The 18,124-nt window shown below is 59.5% G+C and carries 16 protein-coding genes and 1 pseudogene; 11 read left to right on the top strand and 6 right to left on the bottom strand.

The window, feature by feature from the left end; translation table 11 throughout:
• Nucleotides 1-14: 14 nt before the first annotated feature.
• The 3 genes from FPT15_RS26140 to pepN are packed head-to-tail and all read left to right on the top strand — an operon-like array spanning nucleotide 15 to nucleotide 3,773.
• On the top strand, nucleotides 15-275 hold the full coding sequence (locus FPT15_RS26140; protein ID WP_017138108.1) for a YeaC family protein: 261 nt from the start codon (nucleotides 15-17) through the stop codon (nucleotides 273-275).
• Nucleotides 272-1,102 carry a DUF2797 domain-containing protein gene (locus FPT15_RS26135; protein WP_145165715.1) on the top strand — a complete coding sequence of 277 codons (831 nt, stop codon included), beginning with the start codon at nucleotides 272-274 and terminating at the stop codon, nucleotides 1,100-1,102. The genes FPT15_RS26140 and FPT15_RS26135 overlap by 4 nt, the downstream gene beginning before the upstream one ends.
• A 13-nt stretch (nucleotides 1,103-1,115) precedes the next feature.
• The gene (pepN, locus tag FPT15_RS26130) at nucleotides 1,116-3,773 is read left to right on the top strand and encodes an aminopeptidase N (RefSeq protein ID WP_145165714.1); all 2,658 of its coding nucleotides are present in this window, start codon (nucleotides 1,116-1,118) and stop codon (nucleotides 3,771-3,773) included.
• Between the two features lie 47 nt (nucleotides 3,774-3,820).
• Here pepN and FPT15_RS26125 read toward each other — a convergent pair whose 3' ends face one another.
• Nucleotides 3,821-4,867, bottom strand: coding sequence for an aldo/keto reductase (locus FPT15_RS26125; protein WP_145165713.1), 1,047 nt, complete (start codon nucleotides 4,865-4,867; stop codon nucleotides 3,821-3,823).
• A 159-nt stretch (nucleotides 4,868-5,026) separates the two neighbouring features.
• On the opposite strand from FPT15_RS26125, the gene FPT15_RS26120 reads away from it, so the two are divergent.
• The 4 genes and pseudogenes from FPT15_RS26120 to FPT15_RS26105 form a co-directional block, all read left to right on the top strand.
• Nucleotides 5,027-5,743: a YafY family protein gene (locus FPT15_RS26120; RefSeq protein ID WP_145165712.1), complete on the top strand. Its 717-nt coding sequence runs from the start codon at nucleotides 5,027-5,029 to the stop codon at nucleotides 5,741-5,743.
• Between the two features lie 51 nt (nucleotides 5,744-5,794).
• Nucleotides 5,795-6,130 (top strand): nuclear transport factor 2 family protein, encoded by a 336-nt coding sequence (locus tag FPT15_RS26115; RefSeq protein ID WP_145165711.1) that lies wholly within the window; start codon nucleotides 5,795-5,797, stop codon nucleotides 6,128-6,130.
• A 15-nt stretch (nucleotides 6,131-6,145) separates the two neighbouring features.
• A complete protein-coding gene (zapE, locus tag FPT15_RS26110) occupies nucleotides 6,146-7,252 on the top strand; it encodes a cell division protein ZapE (RefSeq protein WP_145165710.1) in 1,107 nt (368 codons plus the stop codon).
• A gap of 104 nt (nucleotides 7,253-7,356) precedes the next feature.
• Nucleotides 7,357-7,552 (top strand): annotated as a pseudogene (locus FPT15_RS26105) (GNAT family N-acetyltransferase); the annotation flags it as partial.
• 102 nt (nucleotides 7,553-7,654) lie between these two features.
• Here the strand turns inward: FPT15_RS26105 and FPT15_RS26100 are convergent.
• The 4 genes from FPT15_RS26100 to FPT15_RS29870 form a co-directional block, all read right to left on the bottom strand.
• Nucleotides 7,655-7,876, bottom strand: a complete 222-nt coding sequence (locus FPT15_RS26100) for a hypothetical protein (protein WP_145165709.1) — start codon at nucleotides 7,874-7,876, stop codon at nucleotides 7,655-7,657.
• A 142-nt stretch (nucleotides 7,877-8,018) separates the two neighbouring features.
• Complete coding sequence (locus FPT15_RS26095; protein WP_145165708.1) at nucleotides 8,019-10,256, bottom strand: TonB-dependent siderophore receptor; 2,238 nt, start codon at nucleotides 10,254-10,256, stop codon at nucleotides 8,019-8,021.
• A gap of 128 nt (nucleotides 10,257-10,384) precedes the next feature.
• Nucleotides 10,385-12,127: a phosphoethanolamine transferase CptA gene (locus tag FPT15_RS26090; protein WP_124417718.1), complete on the bottom strand. Its 1,743-nt coding sequence runs from the start codon at nucleotides 12,125-12,127 to the stop codon at nucleotides 10,385-10,387.
• Nucleotides 12,128-12,278: 151 nt separating this feature from the next.
• The gene (locus FPT15_RS29870) at nucleotides 12,279-12,455 is read right to left on the bottom strand and encodes a DUF6026 family protein (protein WP_164487944.1); all 177 of its coding nucleotides are present in this window, start codon (nucleotides 12,453-12,455) and stop codon (nucleotides 12,279-12,281) included.
• Between the two features lie 268 nt (nucleotides 12,456-12,723).
• Between FPT15_RS29870 and gnd the strand changes: the two genes are divergently transcribed.
• The 3 genes from gnd to FPT15_RS26075 are packed head-to-tail and all read left to right on the top strand — an operon-like array spanning nucleotide 12,724 to nucleotide 16,048.
• Nucleotides 12,724-13,707: a phosphogluconate dehydrogenase (NAD(+)-dependent, decarboxylating) gene (gene gnd / locus FPT15_RS26085; protein WP_145165707.1), complete on the top strand. Its 984-nt coding sequence runs from the start codon at nucleotides 12,724-12,726 to the stop codon at nucleotides 13,705-13,707.
• Complete coding sequence (gene zwf / locus FPT15_RS26080) at nucleotides 13,704-15,227, top strand: glucose-6-phosphate dehydrogenase (RefSeq protein ID WP_145165706.1); 1,524 nt, start codon at nucleotides 13,704-13,706, stop codon at nucleotides 15,225-15,227. Before gnd ends, zwf begins: the two co-directional genes overlap by 4 nt.
• Nucleotides 15,224-16,048 (top strand): HAD family hydrolase, encoded by an 825-nt coding sequence (locus FPT15_RS26075; protein ID WP_145165705.1) that lies wholly within the window; start codon nucleotides 15,224-15,226, stop codon nucleotides 16,046-16,048. Before zwf ends, FPT15_RS26075 begins: the two co-directional genes overlap by 4 nt.
• An 85-nt stretch (nucleotides 16,049-16,133) precedes the next feature.
• On the opposite strand, the gene FPT15_RS26070 is transcribed toward FPT15_RS26075, so the two are convergent.
• Nucleotides 16,134-16,394, bottom strand: coding sequence for a hypothetical protein (locus FPT15_RS26070; RefSeq protein WP_106579746.1), 261 nt, complete (start codon nucleotides 16,392-16,394; stop codon nucleotides 16,134-16,136).
• Nucleotides 16,395-16,737: 343 nt separating this feature from the next.
• On the opposite strand from FPT15_RS26070, the gene FPT15_RS26065 reads away from it, so the two are divergent.
• Nucleotides 16,738-18,063, top strand: coding sequence for a sigma-54 dependent transcriptional regulator (locus tag FPT15_RS26065; RefSeq protein WP_145165704.1), 1,326 nt, complete (start codon nucleotides 16,738-16,740; stop codon nucleotides 18,061-18,063).
• Nucleotides 18,064-18,124 lie beyond the last annotated feature (61 nt).

Genomic DNA, 18,124 nt, shown 5'->3' with positions numbered 1-18,124 from the left:
TAAGGAAGAGCCTTATGTCCTCTTTTGCTGAAATGATCGAAAACATCACCCCGGACATCTACGAGAGCCTCAAGCTCGCCGTGGAAATCGGCAAGTGGTCCGACGGCCGCAAGCTCACCGCCGAGCAGCGTGAGTTGTCGCTGCAAGCGGTGATCGCCTGGGAAATCCAGAACCTGCCCGAAGAGCAGCGCACCGGCTACATGGGCCCGCAGGAATGCGCATCGAAGTCGGCACCGGTGCCGAACATTCTGTTCAAGTCGGATGCGATCCATTGATTGAAATTGGTCGCGGTGCAGTCAGCAAAATGTCGGCGCAACTCGGTGAGCCGACCGTTCAATACGCGTTTCGCCTGGGCGATACCGAGGTGCCGGTCAATCCGTTGATCGGCACGCACGTGCGCCTGGAATACCTCGGCGCCATCCATTGCAGCCATTGCGGCCGCAAGACCAAAACCAGTTTCAGCCAGGGTTATTGCTACCCGTGCATGACCAAACTGGCCCAGTGCGACCTGTGCATCATGAGCCCCGAGCGTTGCCATTACGACGCCGGCACCTGCCGTGATCCGGGCTGGGGCGAGCAATTCTGCATGACCGACCACGTGGTCTACCTGGCCAATTCGTCTGGCATCAAGGTCGGCATCACCCGCGCCACCCAGCTGCCGACACGTTGGCTGGACCAGGGCGCCAGCCAGGCGCTGCCGATCATGCGCGTGGCGACCCGCCAGCAATCGGGCTTCGTCGAAGACCTGTTCCGCAGCCAGGTGGCCGACAAGACCAACTGGCGCGCGCTGCTCAAGGGCGATGCGGTGGCGGTGAACCTGACCGAAGTGCGTGATGCGCTGTTTGCCTCGTGCGCCGAAGGCCTGCTGAGTTTGCGGGAACGCTTTGGCCTGCAGGCCATCCAAACGATTGCCGACATTGAGCCGATCGAAATCCGCTACCCGGTCGAGCAGTATCCGACCAAGATCGTCAGCTTCAACCTGGACAAGAACCCGATTGCCGAAGGCACGTTGTTGGGGATCAAGGGCCAATACCTGATCTTCGACACCGGCGTTATCAACATTCGTAAGTACACGGCCTACCAGCTCGCCGTGCATCAGTAAAAGGATGCCACCCATGCGCACCGAACAACCGAAGATGATTTACCTGAAGGACTATCAGGCGCCGGACTACCTGATCGAAGAGACGCACCTGACCTTCGAGTTGTTCGAGGACCACAGCCTGGTCCACGCGCAGCTGGTGATGCGCCGCAACCCCGAGCGTGGTGCGGGCCTGCCGCCGCTGGTGCTCGATGGCCAGCAGCTTGAACTGCTGACCGTCAACCTGGGCGACCGTGAGCTGAGCGAAGCCGACTACCAGTTGACCGACAGCCACCTGACCCTGCACCCGACCCGCGAGACCTTCACGGTCGACACCAGCGTGCGCATCCACCCGGAAACCAACACCGCGCTGGAAGGCCTGTACAAATCCAGCGGCATGTTCTGCACCCAGTGCGAGGCCGAAGGCTTCCGCAAGATCACTTACTACCTCGACCGCCCTGACGTGATGAGCACCTTCACCACCACGGTGATCGCCGAGCAACACAGCTACCCGGTGCTGCTGTCCAACGGCAACCCGATTGCCAGCGGCCCGGGTGAAGATGGGCGCCACTGGGCGACCTGGGAAGACCCGTTCAAGAAACCGGCCTACCTGTTCGCGCTGGTGGCCGGTGATTTGTGGTGCGTCGAAGACACCTTCACCACCATGACCAATCGTGAAGTGGCGCTGCGCATCTACGTCGAGCCGGAAAACATCGACAAATGCCAGCACGCCATGAACAGCCTGAAAAAATCCATGCGCTGGGACGAAGAGACCTACGGCCGCGAGTACGATCTCGACATTTTCATGATCGTGGCGGTCAACGACTTCAACATGGGCGCCATGGAGAACAAGGGCCTCAATATCTTCAACTCCAGCGCCGTGCTGGCGCGCGCCGAAACCGCCACTGACGCCGCGCACCAGCGGGTTGAGGCGATCGTGGCCCACGAATACTTCCACAACTGGTCGGGTAACCGCGTGACCTGCCGCGACTGGTTCCAGCTGTCGTTGAAGGAAGGCTTCACGGTGTTCCGTGATTCCGGCTTCTCCGCCGACATGAACTCGGCCACGGTCAAGCGCATCCAGGACGTGGCGTACCTGCGCACTCACCAGTTCGCTGAAGACGCAGGCCCCATGGCCCACGCCGTGCGCCCGGACAGCTTCATCGAAATCTCCAACTTCTACACCCTGACCGTGTACGAAAAGGGCTCGGAAGTGGTCGGCATGATCCACACCTTGCTCGGCGCTGAAGGCTTCCGTAAGGGCAGTGACCTCTATTTCGAGCGCCACGACGGCCAGGCCGTGACGTGCGACGACTTCATCAAGGCCATGGAAGACGCCAACGGCGCGGACCTGAGCCAGTTCAAACGCTGGTACAGCCAGGCCGGTACACCGCGTCTGGCGGTGAGCGAGTCCTACGACGCCGCTGCCAAGACCTACAGCCTGACCTTCCGTCAAAGCTGCCCGCAAACCCCGGACAAAGTTGAAAAACTGCCGTTTGTGATCCCTGTGGCGCTGGGCCTGCTGGACGCGAAGGGCGCCGGTATTGCCTTGCGCCTGGCCGGTGAGGCCAGCGCTGGCGCCACGTCCCGAGTGATTTCGGTGACCGAAGCCGAGCAGACCTTCACTTTCGTCGATATCGCCGAACAGCCGCTGCCGTCGTTGCTGCGCGGCTTCTCGGCGCCGGTGAAACTGAGCTTCCCGTACAACCGCGACCAGCTGATGTTCCTGATGCAGCACGACAGCGACGGGTTCAATCGCTGGGATGCCGGCCAGCAACTGTCGGTGCAAGTGTTGCAGGAGCTGATCGGTCAGCATCAAGCGGGTCAGCCGCTGAAGCTGGATCAACGGCTGATCGACGCGCTGCGCACGGTGTTGAGCGATGAAAGCCTGGACCAGGCGATGGTCGCCGAGATGCTCTCGCTGCCAAGCGAGGCCTACCTGACTGAAATCAGTGAAGTGGCGGATGTGGACGCGATTCACGCCGCCCGTGAGTATGCGCGCAAGCAACTGGCCGACAACCTCTACGAGTCGCTGTGGCTGCGCTACCAGGCGAACCGCGAGCTGTCCAAGCAGACACCTTACGTGGCCGCGGCCGAGCACTTTGCCCGTCGCGCCCTGCAGAACATTGCGCTGTCGTACCTGATGCTCAGCGGCAAGCAGGAAGTGCTGGCGGCGACGCTGGACCAGTTCGACACCAGCGACAACATGACTGAGCGCCTGACGGCGCTGGCGGTGCTGGTCAACTCGCCGTTTGAGGCGGAAAAGGCGCAGGCGTTGGCGGTGTTTGCCGAGAACTTCAAGGACAACCCGCTGGTCATGGACCAATGGTTCAGCGTGCAGGCCGGCAGTACCTTGCCGGGCGGCCTGGCGCGCGTCAGGGCATTGATGGAGCACCCGGCGTTCAACATCAAGAACCCGAACAAAGTGCGGGCGCTGGTCGGCGCGTTTGCCGGGCAGAACCTGATCAACTTCCACGCCGCCGATGGCTCGGGCTATCGTTTCCTGGCCGATTTGGTGATCCAGTTGAACGGGTTCAACCCGCAGATCGCTTCGCGCCAGTTGGCGCCGTTGACGCGCTGGCGCAAATACGACGGCGCGCGCCAGGCGCTGATGAAGGCGGAACTGGAGCGCATTCGTGCCTCCGGTGAGCTGTCCAGCGACGTATTCGAGGTGGTCAGCAAGAGCCTTGCGTAAGGTCTGCGATTGAAAAAAACGGCCTGAGCAGGCCGTTTTTTTTCGCCTCAGATAACGGGTGGGCGAGGGGCGTCCAAGCCGGTGTCGGTAGGGAAACGCTCGGCAATGATTGCGTGCGGAACGCCCAGCGGCAGAGCGCTGGCGCCATCCAGGCGGGTCACTTGTTCGGCCGACAGTTGCACGTTCATCGCACCCAGGGTTGCATCGAGCTGCGCGCGGGTGCGAGAGCCGAGGATCGGGATCAGCGCTGTGGTCGAGCGGCGGGCTTTTTCGCGCAGCCAGGCAATGGCGACGTGGGTTGGGCTGGCGTTGAGTTCGCCGGCGACTGCCAGCAGGGTGTCGAGTACGGCGGTTTCGCGGGCGCTCTTTTCCGAGTGGATCAGCATGCCCAGTTTGTTGGCGCGGTTGTCGTCCTGCGTTTCACGGTATTTGCCGGTGAGGAAACCACCGCCCAACGGCGACCACAGCGTGGCGCCCAGGCCCAACGCTTCGGCCATCGGCAGCAACTCGCGGTCGGCGCTGCGCTCGGCCAGGCTGTATTCCACCTGGACGCCGATGATCGGCGCAAAGCTGCGCACTTCGGCCAACAGATCCGCGCGGGCGATACGCCAGGCTGGAAAGTTGGAGAGGCCGGCGTAGTGGATCTTGCCGGCACGCACCAAGTCATCGAAGCCGCGCAGGATCTCTTCCATCGGCGTGACGTTATCGCTCATGTGCGCCCAGAGCAGGTCGATGCGGTCGGTGTTCAAGCGCTTGAGACTCTCCTCGACGGCACGCACCATGTTTTTGCGGTTGTTACCGAGCTTGAGCGTGCCCTCATCGGACGGCTGGGTGCGCAGGCTGTATTTGGTGGCGACCACCAGGTTGTCGCGCTCGGCGGCGATAAATTCCCCCAGCAGCTTTTCGGCCTGGCCGAACTGGTAGCCGTTGGCGGTATCCAGGAAGTTGCCTCCTGCTTCGAGGTAGCCATCGAAGATCTGTTTGGCTTCGTCGCGCTCGGCGCCATGGCCCCAACCTGTGCCGAAATTACCGGTGCCCAGGGCCAGTTCCGATACCTGCAGGCCGCTGCGGCGACCAAAGACTGTATTGCGCATACAAAGACTCCTGTGGGGGTGGTTTTTTACATGTCTTGAAACATGTATTTAATATGATCCTCGTAATTTTTTCGGTCAAGGGGCTTTTTTACTGCTGACGTTTTCTGACAGGAGGCTCTGTTAAGCTTCGGTACTTGTTCCTTTCTCGATGGGTTTGACGTGTCGCGTACCACACGATTGCTGACCTTGTTGCAGGCCCTGCGGGGCAAGAAACGCCCGGTGACGGCCGCCGTACTGGCGGCGCAACTGGAGGTGTCCGAGCGCACGCTTTATCGCGATATCGCTGAATTGACAGCGCTGGGGGCACCGATTTTTGGCGAGGCCGGAGTAGGGTACGTGTTGCGCAGCGGGCTGTTTCTGCCGCCATTAATGCTGAACGCCGAGGAAACCGAAGCGATCGTGCTGGGCCTGCGTTATGTCGACCAACGTGGCGACGACGTGCTGAGCCGCGCCGCGGCCAATGCGTTGGCGAAAATCGCCGATGTGCTTGATCCCGCCGCCCAGGAGGCATTGCGCAACCCCACGCTGTTGCCCGGCCCTCCGGGGTTCGGTTACCCGGAAAATCGCGTGCCGCTGAATGTGTTTCGCGAGGCGATCCGCAACCAGGCCAAGCTGCAAATCGATTACGCCGACGCCAGCCAAACCCAGAGCCAGCGCCTGATCTGGCCGCTAGCCCTGGGTTTTCTCAATGATGTGCGCGTGATTGTGGCGTGGTGCGAGTTGCGCGGCGCTTATCGCACCTTTCGCACTGACCGAGTGGCCGCGGCCGAAGCTCAGGGTGATCGCTACCCTGGCCGACGCAGTGACCTGTTGCGAGCCTGGCGCAAGCTGATGGAGCAGAACGAGTCCGCGCCGTTTACTCCTGACAAAAACTGACACAACCCTGGCTTAGCATGGCGTCATAAATCATTAAAAAGGAGCTGCGCCATGTCCATTCCTGAGTTGGCACCCGCGATTGTGGCCTACATCGCCGCGACCAATACTCGCAACACCTCAACCATTGCCGAGTGTTTTGCCGACGATGCCAATGTGTTTGATGAGGGTGAGCATCAAGTCGGCACCGCCGCGATTGCGCGCTGGATGGAAGACACCGGGCGTCGTTATCAGCCTCGGGTTGAAGTGCTGAACGTGCAGCATCGCACCGGCAAAGTGTTGGTCAGCAATGCAGTTTCCGGTAATTTCCCCGGCAGCCCGCTGGAGCTGCGCTACACCTTTCGACTGAACGAGCAGGGCAAGATTTCGCGGCTGGATATCTCTGTGTAAGTCATACTGGCGCGCATGACTTTCGACTCGCCTCTCGCCGCTTATCAATACGCCACTACCCAGCCCGGTTTCGTGCCAGACGAGGCCCAGCGCCGGGCGGTTGAAGCCCTGCAACACTGCCACGAAGCCCTGCACCAGGGCCTTTCGCCAGTGACCGGTGTTTACCTATGGGGGCCGGTGGGGCGGGGCAAGACCTGGTTGATGGACCAGTTCTATCAAAGCCTGCGGGTGCCAGCACGCCGTCAGCATTTTCATCATTTCATGGGGTGGGTGCATCAGCGTCTGTTTCAACTCACAGGTATCCAGGACCCCCTGCAGGCGTTGGCCCGCGAGCTGAGTCAGCAAGTGCGAGTGCTGTGTTTTGACGAACTGTTCGTCAATGACATTGGCGATGCGATCATTCTCGGCCGTTTGTTCCAGGTCATGTTTGATCAGGGCGTGGTGATGGTCAGCACGTCCAATCAGCCGCCCGATCAGCTCTACGCCGACGGCTTCAACCGCGAGCGGTTTGTGCCAGGCATCGAGGCGATCAAACAGCATATGCAGGTGGTAGCGGTAGACGGTGGCGAAGATCATCGTTTGCATCCTGGCGTGGGGCTGCAGCGCTATTGGGTGAACCAGCCGGATGCGCTCGCGACGCTGTTCAAGCAATTAAGCGCAGGGCAGGCGGTGCGCAGTGGGCCAATCAGTGTCGGCTTGCGCTCGATTGTGGCGGTGCAATCCTGCGACACGGTGCTCTGGTGTCGTTACGCCGAGCTGTGCGAGCGGCCGCTGGCCGCCATGGACTTCATGCTGCTGTGTGATCGCTTCACGGCCATCCTGTTGGGCGACGTCCCCTGCTTGAGCGCACAACAACGCCCGGCAAGGATTGCCCGCGGCACCGAAGACGCGGCCCAACGTGTGGTGGCCGGTGACCGCGAGCTGCCGCAGTTGTCGGTGCACGATGACAGTGTGCGACGTTTTATCGCCCTGGTGGACGAGTGCTATGACCGCAAGGTGCCCTTGTACATCGAAGCCCAGGTGCCGCTGGAAAGCCTCTACACCGAAGGCTACCTGGAGTTTCCGTTCCGCCGCACGCTCAGTCGCTTGCAGGAGATGCAACTGCAGCGCTTCGGGACCTAGGAGTCTTTTCGGAGTCTTTTCGCGCACGGAGCATCATCGAGGAAGCAAATGGACATCCCAGACACGCTGGTGCTGCAAGCCAGCTACACCAATGCGGTGCATGCCGAGGCCTGGGCCTGAGTCAGAAAATGCTGCGAAAGGTCAGGGAAATCGCCCGGCAGCGTGGTTGCTGCAAGATCACCCTTGAAGTGCTCGAGGGTAATGACGTGGCACAGGCGGCGTATCGAGAGTTTGGTTTTGATGATTCGGATCTTTGATTCGGCACAGGGGCGCAGGCTGTTGTGGAACAAAGCGCTTTGATAAATAACGTGCAAAAAAAAAGGCGCCATTAAATGGCGCCAAGTTAACCTTTGCCAACGGAGCGGGATGGCTCAGGGTAATGCGGATTAACTAAGTATTAAATCAGCTGTTGGGTTGCGGCTCTTCACTGGATTGTTCAACCGTGTGGGTCTTTACATTCTTGCCATCGGCAATCGCTGTTTGGTCAGTGGTGCCATGAGTCTTCTGTTGCATGAAGGTGAAGTTGTTATAGAACTCCTTCGAGCGCTCTGAACCGCCTTCTGCGAAGGCGGCTACGGAAGTCAGGGTCATCAGGCTGGCAAGCATCAAGGTCGAAAGTTTCATAAGAGGTATCCCCATTAAGTGTGATCGATATCCGCCTCGTCCGTGATCAGATTCATGGGGCGATTGTGGGGCGATCTTATTAAGTGGGAATTAACGGCTTGGGGCCCGAAGTTAACGATTTTGTTAACTTCGGGTCAGCGATTTAAAGCTTCCAGTCCAGCGCAAGCGTGACGGATCGCGGGTCGCCCCAATACACACCATTATAAAAGCCGACACGTTCGTAATACTTTTTATCAAATAGATTGTTAATGTTAAGCGACGCTGAAACATGTTCGTCAAATTGGTAGCGCGACATCAGGTTGACCACGGTGTAGGCCTGTTGGGTGATTTTGGTGCTCTCGGTGTTCAGGTAGCCGTTCTCGTCGCGGCCGCCTGTCGGTCGGTCAGCGAAATCGTAAAAATCGCTCTGCCAATTAACCGCGCCGCCCACCCTCAACCCGCGCCACTCACCCGGCAGGCGATAGGCCGTCGAGATTTTCAGCAGATTGAGTGGCAGGTTGGTGTTGTTGCGCTGCTTCTCACCGTTCGTCGAGTGGGTATAGGTATAACCCGCAGACAGATTCCAGTCCGGCATGACTTCACCTGACACCTCGACTTCAAAGCCCTGCACCTTGTTGCCTTTGCCGCTGGCGGTGTAGAACTGCTCGCGGCTGACCGGGTCCGGCGCGGCGTTGTTGTCCAGTTCGGCCACGTTATCCTGGGTGCTCCAGAAATACGCCGTCGCCAGGTTCAGGCGTTCGTTCAACAGGCTGCCTTTGAGGCCTATTTCGTAGTTGCTGCCCACCACCGGCTCCAAATACTTCTTGCTGGAATCCCGCGCGGTTTGCGGGTTGAAAATATCGGTGTAGCTGGCGTACACGGTGTATTCGGGTGTGAGGTCGTAAAGCAGGCCAGCGTAAGGCGTCCACATGTCGTTGTGGGTCTGGCGGGTTTTAGTGGATTGGGTCAGTTGGTTATCGGTGTTGTATTCAGGTGAGACGCTTTCGATTTCCCAACTGCCATAGCGGCTGCCCAATACGGCATGCAGCCGGTCGGTCAGGCTCAGGCGTGTGGCGAGGTAACCCGCCTTCTGTTTTCGGTTGCTGTGCTCGCCCTTGAGGCCAGTGGTGCGGTCCGGGAACTTGGCGATGCCACTCATGTGTCGCCAATCTTTGATGTCCGTGTAGCCCTGGGGATTATTGACGCGCTGAAAAGGCGCCGTATCGCGCTGTTCGGATTCGCCATACCCGACCATCAATTCATGCTCGCGCCCCAGCAGTGAATAAGAACCGGCGATATTCAAATCCACCACGTCCATTTTCGATGTGCCGACCATCTGGTTGGTCCAGGCCGTCATGCCGCTGCCATCCGGATTGGGGAAGCCGGCGCCGCCGTAATACACCTTGCCGTCCGTGTCGCTTTGGCGATGGGTATAGGCAGCTTTCAGGTGCCAGTCTGCAGATAGCTTATGCTCGATGGAGGCAAAGGTGGTTTTGTCTTTAAGCGGCCAGGAGCTCCAGTCGGTGGCCAGGTTGGCGGAGCGCGACAGCCGAGCCTTGCTGCCATCGCTGTTCCAATAGGGCAGGGTGCCCCAGGAGCTGCCCTGCACATGCTTGTTCTGGTAGTCCAAACCCACGGCGACAACGGTGTTGTCCGTCAGGTCGGCTTCGAGGATGCCGTAGCCCACTTCCCGTTGCATCGCATAGCTGTCGCGAAAGGACTGGCTGTCACGGTACGCCAGCACGGTACGGCCACGCAGTCGCCCGTCAAACGCCAGTGGGCCGCCTACATCGATATAGCTGTAGTAGTTGTCATGGCTGGCACCGCTGACGCCGGTTTTGGCTTGCCACTCAGTGGTGGGGCGCTTGCGGATCATGTTCACGGTGGCAGAAGGGTCGCCCGCCCCGGTCGTCAGGCCGGTGGCGCCGCGCACAACCTCGATGCGGTCGTAGATGATGGTGTCGGCGTCGGACTTCATGCGGCCAAAGGTATTGAGCATGCCGTCGATCTGGAAGTTACTGATCGAGTAGCCGCGGGAAGAGTAACTCGCCCGGTCCGAATCCAGGTGCTGCACCGTAACGCCGGTGGTCTGGCGCAAGGCATCGGTGAGGGTATTGAGATTGAAGTCATCCATCTGCTGGCGGCTGATTACCGAAATGGATTGCGGAGTTTCCTTGATGGACAGGTTCAGCTTGGTGGCGGTGCTCATCGAGCCGGTGGTGTAAGCCCCGGTGTGCTCGGTGGTGGTGCCCAGGCCTTCGGCGGTAATGCTGGTCGCACCCAGTTCGTAGGCTTTGGCCGGCAGGTGTTCGGGGTCGGTATCAGCCATCAGCTCCGGGCTTGCAACGGCGCCGAACAGGCCAAAGGTGAGGGTCATGGAACGGGTAAAAGGCGCGAACATCGCAGCAGACTCCTTGTCGTCTTCGATGCCATCCCGGAAAGGGAAGGCATGGCTCAAAGACGAAAGGAGCGGGGGAACTTTAGGCTCAAACGAGAATGATTGTTATCTTTGTGTTACAAAGCCGGTGACTACTTGACCACCACTTCGGCGGCATCGACCTTCTTCGGCTTGATCAAGCTGAAATCGATAAGGCCTTTTTTCTGGCCTATATACGGGTCGCCAATCATCCGCGGGCGCGCCTTGAAGCTGTCATTGACCAGGCTTTTGCTGCGGTCCCATTCATCAAAGCTCAGCCCGGCCATGTCCGCCCAGGTGTGAATCAGTTGCGAGCTGCTGTAAGGGCGTTGCAGGTCGCTGGCGAAACTCCAGTCGTGGGTTTCGCGCCACTTCGGCGAGGCGTACGCCATGAACGGAATGGTGTACATCGGTGCCGTCGGCTTGCCTTCGTTGCGCCCCAGCGTGCCGTGGCCGGCCGAGTCGAATACGTCTTCGCCGTGGTCCGACAGGTACAGCAGGAAGCCGTTGGGGTCGGTTTTGGCGTAGTCCTTGATCAGGCTCGACACCACGAAGTCGTTATAAAGCACCGCGTTGTCGTAGCTGTTGTAGGTCGGCAACTGTTGGTCGCTGATGCCTGGCGGTACGCCCTGACGATCGGTGAATTTGTCAAAGGTCGGCGGATAACGGTACTGGTAGCTCATGTGGGTGCCCAGCAGGTGCACCACGATGAACTTACGCTCGGTGGGGTCGGCCAGGGCCTTGGCGAACGGTGCCAGCACGTCGCCGTCGTACTGGCGGGCGTTCTGGTTGCGGTTGTTATTGAGGTACACCTGCTCGTCAGCCTGTTCGGAAAAGGTCGTGAGCATGGTGTTGCGCTTGGTCATCGTCTGCTGGTTGGTGATCCAGTAGGTTTTGTAGCCAGCCTGTTTCATCACGCTGACAATCGACGGCGTTTTGAGGTACAGGTCAGGGTTTTCTTCGTCGGCGAAGGTCAGCACCTGTTGCAGCGCTTCAATCGTGTAAGGGCGCGGCGTGATGACGTTGTCGAAGACTGCCAGCTGGTCGCGCAGCTTGTCCAGTTCCGGCGTGGTATTGCGCGGGTAGCCGTAAAGGCTCATGCGCTGGCGGTTGGTGGACTCACCGATTACCAGTACCAGGGTCGACGGCTGGCCGGCCATGCTGTCCTTGAGGTTCTTCAAGGGCGGGATCTGGCTGGCGCTCGTGAGCATGCCTTGCATGCTGTTCAGCTGCTCGGTGTAACGGCGATAGGCGACGATCATCTGCCACGGCACAGCGGGCTCTACCCGCGACTCGAAGCCATCGATGGCCAGTTCCATGGTGGGGTTGGTTGCAATCTGTTTCACCAATGGATAACCGACCACCGCCAGGACAATCGCGGTGGCCGCGAGAATCGACTGACCGCGCGGCAGGTAAACCGGGCGCAGGCGGGTCCACAGGAAAATCGCCAGGGCAGTGTGGGCAATGAACGCCAGCACGATCCACCAGGCAAAGTATTGAGTGGCGTATTCGCCAGCTTCAGAGATGTTCGACTCGAACATGATGAAGATGACGCTTTGGGAAAATTCCTGCTGGTAAATGAAGAAATAACCCAGGCTGGCCATGGAGCAGGCCCACAGCACAACGCCGATCAAGGCGGCGAGCAGGCGCGTACGGCGCGGGAACAGCAGCATGGGCGCGAGCCAGAACGCACTCAGGAAGAAGGCTTGGCGAAATCCGCTGAAGCCGGAAGTGCCGGTCAGCTGGATCAGCAGTTGGGTAATACCCGAGAAATACCAGAAAAACAGAAACAACCAGCCAAGGCCGGCCCAATCAAAGCCTTTCGCAGACTTCGTGCTGCGTTTGAACATCGCCATCCAGCGCTCCAACCCGATAATTGCCAGTTGCCGCGCAGGAATACGCGCAGCAGAGGGCTACCGCATGTGGGTGGCCCTATTCGGCGGGAGTATCGGGAGGAGGATGTGAAAACTTCGTGAGTTATTCCTGAACGCTTCGTTCAGCTCACGTTCAGCAAAGTGCGGGCTGAGGCCCGGACGTTTGATTGATTTGCGCCTGAAGGTGTGAGCGCAAGCGCAGGACTTCCTGCTGCAGCTGATCGCGCTCGTCTTTCAACTGGCGCAGTTCGTCGCGACGGACGGTGACATAGAGGGTCTGTGGCGGGCGGATCGTCTGTGCTGTGCTCATTGCTTACCTCGCAAATAGCCGGTAGATCGCGGTGCCGGAACGCTTAATCGAGGTCCTCGGCAACAGTCGCAGCGATTCTGAATTCTTTTTTGAATCAATGGAACTTTTTTATTTTTGATGGTCGTTGTGACTTTTACGGCCGTGATGCTGAAACGATGGCCTTTTTTTGTCATGAAACTACAAGGATCCGCTCTGGACTAACCCTCATTAGCCTCATTGCGCTATAAACTATGTCACACATTTATTTAGCAGTTAGGAGCATCAGCACATGCAACTGGGGATTATCGGACTAGGCCGCATGGGCGGTAACATTGCGCGGCGCCTGATGCTCAATGGGCATACCACCGTTGTATACGACCGTAACGAAGCATTCGTCAAAAGCTTGAGCGAAGAGGGCGCCACAGGCGTTGCCGACTTGAAGGCCTTGGTAGCCGGGCTGCAAAAGCCTCGCGCCATCTGGGTCATGCTGCCTGCAGGCGACCCGACCGAAAACACCATCAATGAACTCAGTGAGCTGCTTGAAGACGGTGATGTGATCATCGACGGCGGCAACACCAACTATAAAGACGACGTACGTCGCGCTAAAGCCCTGTCGGAAAAAGGCCTGCACTATGTCGACGTCGGCACCTCCGGCGGCGTCTGGGGCCTGGAGCGTGGCTACTGCATGATGATCGGTGGCGACGCCGAGACTGTACAGCGCCTCGACCCGATCTTCGCCAGCCTGGCCCCGGGCCTGGGCAATATCCCTCGCACCAAGGACCGTTCCGCCTCGGCTGACAGCCGTGCCGAGCATGGCTATATCCATGCGGGTCCAGCGGGCTCCGGGCACTTTGTGAAGATGATTCACAACGGCATCGAGTACGGAATGATGCAGGCCTTCGCCGAAGGCTTCGACATCCTCAAAACCAAAAACTCGGAAAACCTGCCGGAAGATCAGCGCTTTGATCTCAACGTCGCCGACATCGCCGAAGTCTGGCGCCGTGGCAGCGTGGTCTCGTCCTGGTTGCTGGACCTGACCGCCGACGCCCTGGCCACCGATCCAAAGCTCGACGGCTACTCAGGTTCCGTGGCCGACAGTGGCGAAGGCCGCTGGACCATCGAAGCGGCCATGGAGCAAGCGGTGCCGGTACCGGTGCTGTCCACCTCGTTGTTCGCTCGCTTCCGTTCCCGTCAGCAGAGCACTTACGGTGACAAAATGCTGTCTGCCATGCGCTTCGGCTTTGGCGGCCATGTGGAGACTTCCAAAAAATGACCGTCAACGGCAAGAAACCCAAAGCCGAACCTGCTCCGCCCACCACACTCTTTCTGTTTGGCGCCCATGGCGACCTGGTCAAGCGCCTGCTCATGCCGGCGCTGTACAACCTGAGTCGTGACGGGCTGCTGGGCGAAGGCCTGCGCATTGTGGGCGTTGATCACAACGCCATCAGTGATGCCGACTTCGCCAAGAAACTCGAGGACTTCATCCGCACCGAGGCCGCAAGCAAGGTCAAGGGCAATGCCGAAAACGCCCTCGACCCAGAGTTGTGGGCTCAGTTGGCCAAGGGCATCAGCTACGTCGAGGGCGATTTCCTCGACGACAGCACCTACGCCGACATCGGCAAGAAGATCGCCGACAGCGGCACCGGTAACGCGGTGTTCTACCTGGCGACTGCGCCGCGCTTCTTCAGTGAAGTGGTGCAGCGCCTGGGCAGCGCCGGCTTGCTTAATGAAACCGACGATGGCTTCCGTCGTGTGGTGATCGAAAAACCCTTCGGTTCCGACCTCGCCACCGCCGAAGCGCTGAACGCGTGCCTGCTCAAGGTAATGAGCGAGAAGCAGATCTACCGCATCGACCATTACCTGGGCAAGGAAACGGTGCAGAACATTCTGATCAGCCGTTTCTCCAACGTGCTGTTTGAAGCGTTCTGGAACAACCATTACATCGACCACGTGCAAATCACCGCGGCCGAGACCGTCGGCGTAGAAACCCGCGGAAATTTCTTCGAAAAAACCGGCACCCTGCGCGACATGGTGCCCAACCACCTGTTCCAGTTGCTCGCAATGGTAGCCATGGAGCCGCCGGCGGCGTTTGGTGCCGATGCGGTGCGTGGTGAAAAGGCCAAGGTCGTCGGCGCCATCCGGCCCTGGTCGTTGGAAGACGCGCGGGCCAACTCGGTACGCGGCCAGTACACCGCTGGCGAGATCGCCGGCAAGGCGCTTCCCGGCTACCGCGAAGAAGCCAACGTCGCGCCCGACAGCAGCACCGAGACGTTCGTTGCCCTCAAGGTGATGATCGACAACTGGCGCTGGGTCGGTGTGCCGTTCTACTTGCGCACCGGCAAGCGCATGAGCATTCGCGACACCGAAATCGTGATCTGCTTCAAGCACGCGCCGTATGCGCAGTTCCGCGATACCGAAGTGGATGAGCTCAAGCCCACCTACCTTAAAATCCAGATCCAGCCCAATGAAGGCATGTGGTTCGACCTGCTGGCCAAAAAGCCTGGGCCAACCCTGGAGATGGCCAATATCGAATTGGGTTTTGACTACAAAGACTTTTTCGAGATGCAGCCGTCGACGGGTTACGAAACCCTGATCTACGACTGCATGACCGGTGACCAGACCCTGTTCCAGCGCGCTGACAACATCGAGAACGGCTGGCGTGCGGTGCAGCCGTTCCTTGACGCCTGGAAAGAGGACGATGGCATCCAGGCTTATAAGGCCGGTGAAGATGGTCCGGCAGCGGCCGATGCCTTGCTGGCCCGCGATGGCCGTACCTGGCATAGCCTGGGATGAATGATGCCGCGATCCATCCCATCCGATTTGTCCTGAGTGATATGGACGGGACGCTGCTGCGTCCCGACCACACGCCCAGTCAGCGCACCATTGATACAGTGCGCGCCATGCGCGACGCCGGCGTGTTCTTCAGCCTGGCCAGCGGGCGGCCGCCCAAGGCCATGATGCAGATGATCGAAACGTTCGGCATCGATGTGCCGGTGGCAGGCTTTAACGGCGGCACGTTGATCAACCCCGATGGCAGCGTGCTGCTGGCCCACCATCTGCCGGCGGAGGCGGCGCTGGTCACGTTGGCGCTGTTCTCCGGGCAGCCGGACGTCGAAGTCTGGCTGTTTGCCGATGGCGAATGGCTGCGGCGTGACCCGCCCGGGCCGATGGTGGCGGTTGAAGCCGCTGGCCTGGGGTATGGGCCACTGGTCGTGGAGAGTTTTGAGCCGTACCTGGATCGGGTCGACAAGATTGTCGCGGCCAGTCGCAACGCTGAGTTGCTGATCGCGCTGGAAGCGCAGTTGCAGCCCAAGGTTCAGGGGCTGGCCCATGTGTCGCGTTCGCAACCGATTTACCTGGACGTAACAGCGATGCAGGCCAACAAGGGTGATGCCTTGAAAGCCCTGGCTGCGCACCTGGGTGTACCGCTTGAGCAGACAGCCGCCATTGGCGACGGCGGCAACGACCCGGCGATGTTTCACGTGGCCGGTTTGTCGATCGCCATGGGCCAGGCAGAAGAGGCCGTCAAACGTCAGGCCAGCGTCGTCACCGGCAGCAATGTCGAGGATGGTGCTGCACAAGCGTTAGAGCGGTTTATTCTGGCGGCGCGATAAGCGCCATCACTGGCCAACGCGGATGGACTGAACTTCCGATCATTGTTTTTACACGAGGGCAATGATCGGAAGTTGCTGTGTTGTCTTACTTGGGCATTGCCCAGGACTGCAACTTATAACCATCTTTGTCGAGTTCGGCGCGAGCCTGTAACAACAAATCTTCCAACTGAGCCGGGTCGGTATAGGCGCTCGAGGACAGCTGTTTGCTGCCAATACGCGTGTTGGTGCGGTCGATGACGCTCAGGCTGAGGGCGCCATTGCCATCGTGCCAGGCCACGCACTGAAAGGGCTGAAAAGCACGGTCTGCGATCAAAAGAGCTTCGTTGATGCGGAGCGGGGCGTTCATGTGAGTCTTCTCTCTAATGCCCATTCAAGTGAGTGCCGTCGGTTGGGCGAGCCAGACGGCGAGTTACTTGTACTGATGCTCGACGGCGGGGTACGGGTCACATGCTAGAGCAAGAAATTTTAACTTTCCGTGATCAACGTCAGGTAAGCGGCTGTTTTGAAAGCTGAATGAACGTCTCTGTGCGCGGCGATTTTTTACTTGGAAACCTTCAGCAGTGGCTTTCTGCCAACACTTATAGCGAAATGGTACAAGGCGCGCGTCAATACCTTGCTAGTGTTAGCGCCAGGCCTCACAAACCTTTGTTTCTAAATAACTTTAATAATATTGGCGCCAAGGAATAGTCATGGTTGTTACACCTGTCCAGCGTCGTCTGCTTGTGGTCGATCCGTGTGATGACTGCCACGGACTGCTGCCCGGTCTGCGCGCCGCCGGATGGGAAGTGGACAGCTGCGCCCTTGGAACCGTCGGCGATCGGTCTTGCGACGTTGGCCTGCTGCGCTTGCAGCCCTATCACCTTGAGCGCCCGGAAGCGGTCAAGGAGTTGATCAGCCGCAGCGGTACCGAGTGGATCGCGGTGCTTAGCCAGGACGTTTTGCGCCTGCAAAATGTCGGAGATTTCGTCTGCGAGTGGTTTTTCGACTTCCACACCTTGCCGTTTGACGTGGCGCGCGTGCAGGTCACGCTGGGGCGTGCGTTCGGCATGGCCCGCCTGCGTGGTAAAGGCCAGACGCTGATCGATGAGCCCGAGCATGAATTGCTGGGTGACAGCCGGCCGATCCGTGAACTGCGCAAGCTTTTGGCCAAGCTGGCACCTACGGAATCGCCGGTGTTGATTCGCGGTGACAGCGGCACCGGTAAAGAGCTGGTGGCCAAGACCTTGCACCGCAAATCCCAGCGTCACGCCAAGCCGTTTGTGGCCATCAACTGCGGTGCAATTCCCGAACACCTGATTCAGTCCGAGCTGTTCGGCCATGAAAAAGGTGCGTTTACCGGCGCGCATCAGCGCAAGGTCGGACGCATTGAGGCGGCTCACGGTGGCACGTTGTTTCTGGATGAAATCGGTGATTTGCCGATGGAGCTGCAAGCCAACCTCTTGCGCTTTTTGCAAGAGAAGCAAATCGAACGTGTCGGTGGCAGCCAACCCATCCCCGTGGATGTAAGGGTATTGGCGGCAACCCACGTTGACCTGGAAACCGCGGTTGAGAAGGGCACCTTTCGTGAAGACCTGTATTACCGCCTGAATGTGCTGCAGGTGGTCACCGCGCCCTTGCGTGAGCGCCACGGCGATGTAGCGATGCTGGCCAACCACTTTTCACGCTTCTACAGTCAGGAAACCGGGCGCCGCCCGCGCAGCTTCAGCGAGGATGCACTGGTAGCGATGGGGCAACACCCTTGGCCGGGCAACGTGCGCGAGTTGGCCAATCGCGTGCGCCGCGGTCTGGTGCTGGCCGAAGGACGACAGATCGAAGCGGCGGACCTGGGTTTGCTGGGCGAGCAGGCAATTGCGCCACCGATGGCTACACTGGAAGATTACAAGCACCGCGCCGAACGCCAGGCGCTGTGCGATGTGCTTAATCGGCACAGCGACAACCTGAGTGTCGCAGCCCGTGTGCTGGGGGTTTCCCGGCCGACGTTCTACCGATTGCTGCACAAACACCAGATCCGCTAGGGCGGGTAAAACGAAAGCCCCGCAACGACCCTTATCGTTGCGGGGCTTTTCCTTGCGCGGC

It is taken from the genome of Pseudomonas sp. RGB, from assembly GCF_007713445.1.
Lineage (GTDB): Bacteria > Pseudomonadota > Gammaproteobacteria > Pseudomonadales > Pseudomonadaceae > Aquipseudomonas.
The sequence above is the reverse complement of the archived record's forward strand: the minus strand, read 5'-3'. Positions and strand labels throughout refer to the sequence as shown.

What these genes read in the sequence shown, in the direction of transcription:
- FPT15_RS29870 (WP_164487944.1), bottom strand. Translation starts at nt 12,455, where the DNA reads ATGAGCACAGCACAGACGATCCGCCCGCCACAGACCCTCTATGTCACC.
- FPT15_RS26095 (WP_145165708.1), bottom strand. Translation starts at nt 10,256, where the DNA reads ATGTTCGCGCCTTTTACCCGTTCCATGACCCTCACCTTTGGCCTGTTC.
- gnd (WP_145165707.1), top strand. Translation starts at nt 12,724, where the DNA reads ATGCAACTGGGGATTATCGGACTAGGCCGCATGGGCGGTAACATTGCG.
- FPT15_RS26115 (WP_145165711.1), top strand. Translation starts at nt 5,795, where the DNA reads ATGTCCATTCCTGAGTTGGCACCCGCGATTGTGGCCTACATCGCCGCG.
- FPT15_RS26070 (WP_106579746.1), bottom strand. Translation starts at nt 16,394, where the DNA reads ATGAACGCCCCGCTCCGCATCAACGAAGCTCTTTTGATCGCAGACCGT.
- zapE (WP_145165710.1), top strand. Translation starts at nt 6,146, where the DNA reads ATGACTTTCGACTCGCCTCTCGCCGCTTATCAATACGCCACTACCCAG.
- FPT15_RS26065 (WP_145165704.1), top strand. Translation starts at nt 16,738, where the DNA reads ATGGTTGTTACACCTGTCCAGCGTCGTCTGCTTGTGGTCGATCCGTGT.
- FPT15_RS26090 (WP_124417718.1), bottom strand. Translation starts at nt 12,127, where the DNA reads ATGGCGATGTTCAAACGCAGCACGAAGTCTGCGAAAGGCTTTGATTGG.
- zwf (WP_145165706.1), top strand. Translation starts at nt 13,704, where the DNA reads ATGACCGTCAACGGCAAGAAACCCAAAGCCGAACCTGCTCCGCCCACC.
- pepN (WP_145165714.1), top strand. Translation starts at nt 1,116, where the DNA reads ATGCGCACCGAACAACCGAAGATGATTTACCTGAAGGACTATCAGGCG.
- FPT15_RS26075 (WP_145165705.1), top strand. Translation starts at nt 15,224, where the DNA reads ATGAATGATGCCGCGATCCATCCCATCCGATTTGTCCTGAGTGATATG.
- FPT15_RS26140 (WP_017138108.1), top strand. Translation starts at nt 15, where the DNA reads ATGTCCTCTTTTGCTGAAATGATCGAAAACATCACCCCGGACATCTAC.
- FPT15_RS26100 (WP_145165709.1), bottom strand. Translation starts at nt 7,876, where the DNA reads ATGAAACTTTCGACCTTGATGCTTGCCAGCCTGATGACCCTGACTTCC.
- FPT15_RS26125 (WP_145165713.1), bottom strand. Translation starts at nt 4,867, where the DNA reads ATGCGCAATACAGTCTTTGGTCGCCGCAGCGGCCTGCAGGTATCGGAA.